This is a genomic window from Tessaracoccus yangjingae (assembly GCF_055326235.1).
The window spans coordinates 104,717-113,518 of the sequence record NZ_JBUZNN010000009.1; the positions used below are offsets into that span (position 1 = coordinate 104,717).

Genomic DNA, 8,802 nt, shown 5'->3' on the forward strand with positions numbered 1-8,802 from the left:
AAGAAGAGGTCTGTTCCCGTATGGGCGCTAGCCGCGCTCTGAGCGTCACCCTGTCGGGGGGCCGCCCGCCGCGGCCCCCCGACCCCCAGCACCCACGGACCCACTCCGACGACGGAAGAGAACCATGACCCACATCGACGCCCTCGTGGCGCGCCTCGACCTGCCCACCAAGGTCCGGCTCCTCACCGGTGAGGACTTCTGGACCACCATCGAGATCCCCGAGATCGGGCTGAGGAAGATGACCCTGTCCGACGGCCCGTCGGGCGTCCGCGGGCCGGTGTGGGACGAGCGCTCGCCGTCGCTCAACATGCCCTCGGCCACCGCGCTGGCGTCTGCCTGGGACACCGCCCTGGCCGGCGAGTACGGGGCCGCCGCGGCCGCCGAGGCCCGCCGCAAGGGCGTGGACTGGGTGCTCGGCCCCACCATCAACCTGCACCGCTCGCCCCTGGGCGGCCGGCACTTCGAGTGCTTCAGCGAGGATCCGGTGCTCACCGGCGAGCTGGCCGCCTCCTACGTCGCCGGGCTGCAGGACAACGGCGTGGCCGCCACCCCGAAGCACTACGTGGCCAACGACTTCGAGACCGACCGCTTCACCGTCGACGTCGTCGCCGACGAGCGGACGCTGCGCGAGCTGTACCTCGCCCCGTTCGAGCGCGCCGTCGAGGCGGGCACCTGGTCGATCATGAGCGCCTACAACTCCGTCAACGGCGCCACCATGACCGAGAACGAGCTGCTGCGCGACCCGCTGCGCACCGAGTGGGGCTGGGACGGCGTGGTGGTCAGCGACTGGACCGCCGTCCGCAGCACCGCCGCGGCCAACGCCGAGCAGGACCTCGAGATGCCCGCCCCCGGCGTGTGGGGCGACGCGCTCCTCAAGGCCGTGGAGGCCGGCGAGGTGTCCGAGGAGAACATCGACCGCCACGTCGCGCGGCTCCTGCTGCTGGCCGAGCGCGTCGGCGCTCTGGGCGACGCCCAGCCGCTCGCCCCGGCCGCCGTCGACGGCATCGCCTTCGTGCGCCGCGCCGCCGCCGAGGGCATGGTGCTGCTGGCCAACGACGGCATCCTGCCGCTCGACGCGGGGGCGCTCGGCACCGTGGCGCTCATCGGCCACAACGCCGACGAGGCCCGCACGCAGGGCGGCGGCAGCGCCACCGTCGTGCCGGAGAGCGTGGTCAACCCGCTGAGCGGCCTCCGCGCCGCGCTCCCGGGCGCGCAGGTGACCTACAGCCTGGGCGCCGTGGTGCAGGAGGGTGTCGCGCCCCTGGCGCCGGCGAGCCTGACCAACCCCCGCACCGGCGGCCCCGGCCTCGTGGCCACGTTCCTCGACGCCGACGGCAACGCGCTCATGTCCGAGGACCGGTTCGCCACGTCGCTGACCTGGTTCGGCGGCGGCGTGGACGTCATCCAGCGCGCCAGCGTGCTGGCCCTCGACACCCGCTTCACGCCGGACGTCACCGAGGAACGGGAGCTCGGCTTCGCCACCTCGATGCGCGGGCGCGTCTTCGTCGACGGCGAGCTCCTGTTCGAGGACCAGCCCATCGTCACCGGCACCGACCTGGGGGCCGCCCTGCTCGCGCCGCCCTCGGAGACCCGCCCGGTGCGGTTCACCGCCGGGCAGCCCGTGGACCTGCGCGTCGAGTTCGACCTCGGCTCCACGCAGTTCGCCGTGGCCGGCGCCATCGGCCTCACCTTCGGCACCGCCCCCGCCAACCACGACCCCGACGACCTGATCCGCGAGGCCGCCGCGGCCGCCGCAGCGGCGGACGTGGCAGTCGTTGTGGTGGGCACCAACTCCAAGGTGGAGTCCGAGGGCTACGACCGCGAGAACCTCGACCTCCCCGGCCGCCAGGACGACCTCGTCCGCGCCGTCGCGGCCGCCAACCCGCGCACCGTCGTCATCGTCAACTCCGGCTCCCCGGTGCTCATGCCGTGGCAGGACGACGTGGCCGCCGTGCTGCTCGGCTACTTCGGCGGCCAGGAGTTCGGCAACGCCATCGCCGACGTCCTCCTCGGCCTGGCCGAGCCCGGCGGCCGCCTCCCCACCACCTGGCCCGCCACGCTCGAGGACGTCCCCGTCCTCAACTGCACCCCCGAGGACGGCACCGTCCGCTACGACGAGGGCATCCACATCGGCCACCGCGCCTGGCTGAAGGCCGGCGCCGCGCCCGCCTTCGAGTTCGGGCACGGCCTGGGCTACACGTCCTGGGAGCTCGCCGACGCCACCGCCGAGGCAGGAGCCGACGGCGTCACGGTGCGGGTGCGGGTGACCAACACCGGAGCCCGCGCGGGCAAGCACGTGGTGCAGGTCTACGCCTCCCGCGAGGACACCGCCGTGGACCGCCCGGTCCGCTGGCTGGCCGGGTTCGCCCCCGTCCGGCTCGGCGCGGGGGAGTCGACCACGGTCGAGATCTCCGTGCCCCGCCGCCGCTTCGAGCACTTCGCCGACGGCTGGACCCTGGAGCCGGGCACCTTCGCCCTGCACGTGGGCTCCTCCGTCACCGACACCCCCCTGACCGTGGAGGCTGAACTCTCGTGAACCTGCCCAACCCCCTCATCCCGGGCTTCAACCCCGACCCGAGCATCGTGCGGGTCGGCGAGGACTACTACCTCGCCACCTCAACGTTCGAGTACCTGCCCGGCCTGCCCATCTACCACTCCCGTGATCTGGTCACCTGGACCCACGTGGCCAACGTGGCCGTGCGCGACGAGCAGCTGGGCGTGGTCGACGCCCCCACCAACCTGGGCGTCTGGGCGCCCACAATCCGGTTCCACGACGGCCTGTTCCACCTCATCGTCACCGACACCGCCGGCCGCGGCACCTGCATCTTCACCGCCACCGACCCGGCGGGGGAGTGGAGCGACGGCGTCGTGGTGGACCTCGAGGGCATCGACCCGGACCTCGCCTGGGACGAGGACGGCACCGCCTACATCACGTACTCCGGCCTGGTCCTCTCCGGCCCGGACATCGGGGCGCACCGCGGGATCGAGCAGATCGTCGTCGACGTCGCCACCGGCGAGGTGCTGGAGCCGAAGCGGTCCCTGTGGTCCGGCGACGGCGGCATGTTCCCCGAGGCCCCGCACCTCTACCACATCGGCGAGCACTGGTACCTCATGGTTGCGGAGGGCGGCACGGAGCGCGGGCACTCCATCTCCATCGCCCGTTCGCGCTCCCCGCGCGGCCCCTTCACGTCCTGCCCCGACAACCCGCTGGTCACCGCCCGTGGCACCGCGCGCCCCGTCCAGTGCACGGGCCACGGCGACCTCGTCGAGGGCCCCGACGGCCAGTGGTACGTGGTCATGCTCGGCACCCGCCCCCGCGGCATGGTGCGCTCCTTCTCGGCCCTCGGCCGGGAGACGTTCATCTCGCCGGCGCGCTGGACGCGCGACGAATGGCTGGAGATCGACCCCGTCGAACTCAACCCCCGCGCGCCGTTCGGCTGGTCCGAGGACTTCGACGGCCCGCTGGGCCCGGAGTGGTTCGGCGTGCGCCGCCGCCCCGACCAGCTGGCCGACCTCGGCTCCCGGCCGGGATGGCTCACGCTGACCGGCGAGGGCGAGGGCATGGGCGCGTTCCGCCCCGTGTTCGTCGGCCACCGCCAGGAGCACCAGACGTGCGAGATGCGCGCCGTCGTCGACGCCTCCGCGGGCGTCGGCGGGCTCGCGGTCCGCTACGACGAGCACTTCCACTACGAGGTCGAGCTCGCCGGCGACACGGTCACCGCGCGGGCCGTGGTCCCCGGGTTCGTCCGCGAGTCCTCGGTGCAGGTGGGCGACGGCCAGGTGACGCTCGTCGTCTCGTCGGCCGTGCCCGTGTCCCAGGGCCTCGGGCATCCCTCCTCCGACATCGTCTCGCTCGGCTTCGTCGATGCGGACGGCAGAGTCCGCGTGCTCGAGGAGGTCGACGCCCGCTACCTGTCCAACGAGGTGGCCGCCTCCTTCACCGGGCGCGTGTTCGGCGTGTACGCGACGGAGGGTTCGGTGGCCGTCGACCGGATCGACTACCAGGGCGACAACTCTTGACCGCGTGCGCCCGGCTGGCGGCCGAGCTGCGCCACGACTCCCCGCTGGTGGACACCGGCAGCCCCCGGCTCAGCTGGATCGTCGACACCGACGAGCCCGGCTGGATCCAGGCATCCGCCGAGATCCGGTCCGGGGCAGACGTCGTGGTGCTCGACGGCCGCGACAGCAATCTCGTGCCGTGGCCGTTCGCTCCGCTTGCCCCCGGCCGGGCCGCGACTCTCCGGGTGCGGGTCACCGCCACCTCAGGCACCGTCACCGACTGGAGCGACGAACTGGAGGTGCGCAACGCCTCCCTCCCCGCCGACGCGCAGTGGGGGCGGCTCATCGGGCTGCCCTCCCCGCAGCGGCCCGCCCAACCCGTGGAGCTGCGGACCGAGTTCGAGGCGCACGGGGTCCTGCGGGCCACGCTGCGCTGGACGGCTCTGGGTGTCGCGACGGTGTCGCTCAACGGCGCGCCCAGCGACGACGCGGTCCTCGCGCCGGGGTGGCCCGCCTACCATCACCGGCTCGTCCACGAAACCGTCGACGTCACCGGGCTGATCGCCGACGGCGCCAACGCCATCGGGGTCCGGCTGGCGGGCTGCTGGTACACCGAGCGCTACGGCTTCCACGGCCAGGGGCGCCCCGTCTTCGGCGAGCAGCCGGCGTTCGCGCTGCGGCTGGACCTCGAGCACGCCGACGGCTCCACCTCCGTCGTCCTCACCGACGCCTCCTGGCGGGCGCGCGGCGACGGCCCCGTCGTCGACAGCGGCCTGTACGCCGGCGAGCGGTTCGACGCGCGCAGGATCGCCGACGGCTGGGACCGGGTGGGCTTCGACGACTCGGCATGGGAGCGCGCCGCCGTCGTCGAGGCCGGGTTCCCGCGGCCCGTGCCGCAGGTGATGCCGCCCGTGCGCCGGATCGAGGAGGTGCCCGTGCGTGAGGTGCTGACCTCGCCCAGCGGGGCGTCCATCCTCGACTTCGGTCAGAACCTCGTGGGCCGGCTGCGGATCGCCGTCGCCGGTCCCGCCGGTCACACCGTGCGGCTGCGCCACGCCGAGGTGCTGGAGCACGGCGAGCTGGGCACGCGGCCCTTGAGGGTCGCGGCGGCCACCGACCACTACACGCTGAGCGGGCACGGGGTCGAGGTCTGGGAGCCCGAGTTCACCTACCACGGCTTCCGCTACGCCCAGATCGACGACTGGCCCGGAGACTTCGACCCGGCAGACGTCGTCGCCGTCGTACTGCACAACGACATGGCACGCACCGGCGGCTTCGAGACCTCCCACCCGCTGCTTCAGCGGCTGCACGACAACGTCAGGTGGGGCATGCGCGGCAACTTCCTGGCCGTCCCCACCGACTGCCCGCAGCGCGACGAGCGGCTGGGGTGGACCGGCGACATCCAGGTGTTCGCCCCCACCGCCACCCGCCTGTACGACGTGCGCGGATTCCTGCGCAACTGGCTGCGCGACCTCGCCGCCGACCAGGCGGCGGACGGCACCAACGTGCCGCTCGTCGTCCCCAACGTCCTCGGCCGCGTCGGCCTGTTCAGCAAGCCGACGGCGGCCTGGGGTGACGCCGCCACCGTCGTCCCGTGGACGCTGTACCAGCGCTACGGCGACCTCGGCATCCTGGAGGACTCCTACGGCTCCATGCGGGCCTGGGTGGAGACCGTCCTCGCCGACACCGAGGGCTCCGGCCTGTGGCGTGGGCGGATGCAGCTGGGTGACTGGCTGGACCCGAGCGCGCCGCCGGACAACCCGGCCGCGGCGAAGACCTCCTCCGACATCGTGGCCAGCGCCTACCTGGCGCTCTCCACCCGGATCCTCGCCGACACCGCCGGGCTCCTCGGCCACGACGCCGACCACGAGCGCTACGCCGCGGAGGCGGAGAGGTCCCGCGCCGCGTTCGAGGAGGCCTTCGTCACGCCAGTCGGGCTGATGGTCTCCGACGCGGTCACGGCCTACGCCCTGGCGCTGCGGTTCGACCTCGTCCGCGACGTCCGGCAGCGGGAGCGGCTCGCCGCGCGCCTCGCTGACCTGGTGCGCGAGGGCGGCTATCACATCCAGACCGGCTTCGTGGGCACGCCGCTGGTGACCGACGCCCTCAGCGACGCCGGGCACCTCGACGTGGCCGAACGCCTGCTGTTCCAGACCGGATGCCCCTCGTGGCTGTATCCCGTCACCATGGGGGCGACGACGATCTGGGAACGCTGGGACTCCATGCTCCCGGACGGCACCATCAACCCCGGGGAGATGACGTCCTTCAACCACTACGCGCTGGGAGCGGTGGCCGACTGGCTCCACCGCGTCGTCGCGGGGCTGGACCTCGCCGAGCCGGGGTACGCCACGTTGCGCATCGCCCCGCGGCCGCTGCGCCGGATCGACGACGCGCGCTCCTGGCTGGAAACGCCCTACGGTCACGCCGAGGTGGCGTGGCGGCGCGAGGGCGGGCAGATCCTGGTGACGGCCACCGTGCCGCCGAACACGAGCGCGGAGGTGCTGCTGCCCGGCCGCGAGCCCCTGACGGTGGGCTCCGGGACGCACTCCTGGACCTTCCAGGACCGCCTGGCGCCGCCGTCGCGCCGCCCGCTGAGCCTGGCCTCGCCGTCGGCCGACATCATCGACGACGAGGAGGCCCTCGACGCGGTGCTGGCGGTGCTGAGGGAGCAGGCGCCCCAGCTCGCCGACGGCTTCACCAACCGGGTGACGTGGGGGCGGCGACGCCCGTTCGCGGGGTCCTTCCTGTTCGTCCCGCCGGAGCTGCTGGCCGCCGTCGACGAGGCGCTGGCATCGCTGGGGGGCCCGGAGTGACGGGCGCAGAGGCGGTGCACGGGCACGTCGACGACAGGCTCGCCGGCATCCTCGACGAGTTGGCCGGCGCCCTGGCCGCGGACGAGGACTTCTCCTTCCAGGCCGCGGCCTACCGCCGCGGTGAGAAGGTCCTCGACGTCTGGGCCGGCCCGCACATGGCCGAGGACTCCATGACGGTGCCCTTCTCGGTGACCAAGAACGTCATCGGCGTGTCGGTGGGGCTGGCGGTGGAGCTGGGGCTCCTCGATCTGGACGAGCGCGTGGCCGCGTACTGGCCCGAGTTCGCGGCGAAGGGGAAGGCGGCGGTCACCGTCCGGCAGCTCCTCTCGCACCAGGCGGGCCTGCCCCAGGCCGAACCGCCGCTGCGGGCCGCGGAGTTGCTCAGCCACCATGCCGGCGCCGCCCGGCTCGCCGACGCCCGGCCGTACTGGCGCCCGGGCACGGCGTTCGGCTACCACGCCCTCACCATCGGAAACCTGGCCTCGGAGCTGATCTTCAGGGCGACGGGCCAGACGCTGCACGACTTCTACGAGACCCGGATCAGGCGCCCGCACGGCATCGACTTCCACCTGGGCCTGCCGCCCGGGCAGGATCACCGCCGGGTCGCCCTCCTCCCGATGATCGTCCCTGAGGGGGTGACACGGGAGGAGCCCACGGCCGTGGGCCGGCTGGTGTTCGCGCCCGCGGCGCCGGGCCTGGACCTGGGCAACGACGAGGCCAGCTGGCGCTTCGGCCACCCCGCGGCGTCCGGCGTCGGCACCGCCCGCGGGCTCGCGCGGCTGCTCGCGGCGGCCGTCACCGGCGTCGACGGCGGCGCCCCCTTCCTGTCGGAGGACACGGTGGCGCAGGTCGGCGAGCAGCAGGTCCACGGCTTCGACGAGGTGCTGGGTCAGCAGGACCGCGCGCACGGCATCGTGTTCCAGAAGCCTTCCGTGCAGCTCCGGTGGGGCGGGCCCCGCTCCTTCGGCCACGACGGCGCCATGGGGGCCGTCGCCTGCGTCGACCCCGATACGGGTGTGTCGTTCGCCTACACGCTGCCCCGCGGCCCATGGCCCGGCGGGGCGGACCCGAGGGCCGTTCGGGTGGCTGCCGCCCTCAACCGGCTGTTCACCTGAGGCCGGACTGGCGCCTGACCCCTGGCTGCGGGGACAATTTGGCGTGAAGCACCGTCTTTAGAGGAGCACCATGTCCGATCAGCCCGGATTCCGCCAGCCCGAGCCCCAGCAGTCGCCCGACTACCAGGCCACCCCGGAGCCCTACGTCCCGTTCGGGCAGGACGAGACCACGACGTCGTTCAGCGAGTCCGAGTCGGCGGTGGGCAGCCAGACCGAGCCCATGCCCACCTACCCGCCGGCCGCGCCCCAGCCCTACGCGCAGCCCGCCTACGGGGATCAGCCGCCTGCCGCGGGGTACGCGCAGCCCACTCCGCCCAGCTACGGGCAGCAGCCCCCCGCCGCCGGCTACGCGCCGCCGTCCGCGCCCGCCTACGGCACCGACTACGGCCAGGCCCCGCAGAGCCCCTACGGCACCGACTACGGCCAGGCCCCCTACGGCGCCGACTACGGCCAGTCAGCGTACGGACAGCAGCAGCCCTACGGCATGGCCCCCTACGGACAGCAGCCCGCCTACGGGTACGGGCAGGCCGAGCACCCGCAGGCCACCACCATCCTGGTGCTGGGCATCCTCGGCTTCTTCGTCCCGATCGTGCCCTTCGTCGCTTGGTACATGGGCGGCCAGATCAAGAAGCAGATCGACGCCGGCGCCCCGTACCAGTGGGAGGGATCGCTGAAGATCGGCTACCTGATCGGCAAGATCCTGGGCATCATCCAGATCGCGTCGGTCGTCCTGACCATCATCTGGCTGGTGGTCATGTTCGGGCTCCTGGCCGCCAACGGCTTCTGAGCCGGGTTTCTCACACACCAGAAGGGGGGGGGGGGACGAGGGGGTGACCCAACCCCCCTGTTTTTTTTTTGGGGGGGGGTATTCGTTT

At 73.3% G+C, this 8,802-nt stretch carries 5 protein-coding genes; all 5 read left to right on the forward strand.

Going from position 1 to position 8,802, the window contains the following annotated elements; translation table 11 throughout:
- Window positions 1-124: 124 nt before the first annotated feature.
- The 5 genes from ACZK5D_RS12945 to ACZK5D_RS12965 all read left to right on the forward strand — a co-directional run bounded on the left by ACZK5D_RS12945 (window position 125) and on the right by ACZK5D_RS12965 (window position 8,714).
- On the forward strand, window positions 125-2,536 hold the full coding sequence (locus ACZK5D_RS12945; RefSeq protein WP_463665576.1) for a glycoside hydrolase family 3 protein: 2,412 nt from the start codon (window positions 125-127) through the stop codon (window positions 2,534-2,536).
- Entirely contained in the window at window positions 2,533-4,020 is a 1,488-nt protein-coding gene (locus tag ACZK5D_RS12950; RefSeq protein ID WP_463665577.1) for a glycoside hydrolase family 43 protein, read from the forward strand. The genes ACZK5D_RS12945 and ACZK5D_RS12950 overlap by 4 nt, the downstream gene beginning before the upstream one ends.
- On the forward strand, window positions 4,017-6,812 hold the full coding sequence (locus ACZK5D_RS12955; RefSeq protein WP_463665578.1) for an alpha-L-rhamnosidase: 2,796 nt from the start codon (window positions 4,017-4,019) through the stop codon (window positions 6,810-6,812). Before ACZK5D_RS12950 ends, ACZK5D_RS12955 begins: the two co-directional genes overlap by 4 nt.
- A complete protein-coding gene (locus ACZK5D_RS12960; RefSeq protein WP_463665579.1) occupies window positions 6,809-7,927 on the forward strand; it encodes a serine hydrolase domain-containing protein in 1,119 nt (372 codons plus the stop codon). The genes ACZK5D_RS12955 and ACZK5D_RS12960 overlap by 4 nt, the downstream gene beginning before the upstream one ends.
- A 70-nt stretch (window positions 7,928-7,997) precedes the next feature.
- Window positions 7,998-8,714, forward strand: coding sequence for a hypothetical protein (locus tag ACZK5D_RS12965; protein ID WP_463665580.1), 717 nt, complete (start codon window positions 7,998-8,000; stop codon window positions 8,712-8,714).
- Window positions 8,715-8,802: the final 88 nt, after the last annotated feature.

Excerpts from the sequence above, each read along its gene's own strand:
- ACZK5D_RS12945 (WP_463665576.1), top strand. The coding sequence starts at position 125 with ATGACCCACATCGACGCCCTCGTGGCGCGCCTCGACCTGCCCACCAAG.
- ACZK5D_RS12965 (WP_463665580.1), top strand. The coding sequence starts at position 7,998 with ATGTCCGATCAGCCCGGATTCCGCCAGCCCGAGCCCCAGCAGTCGCCC.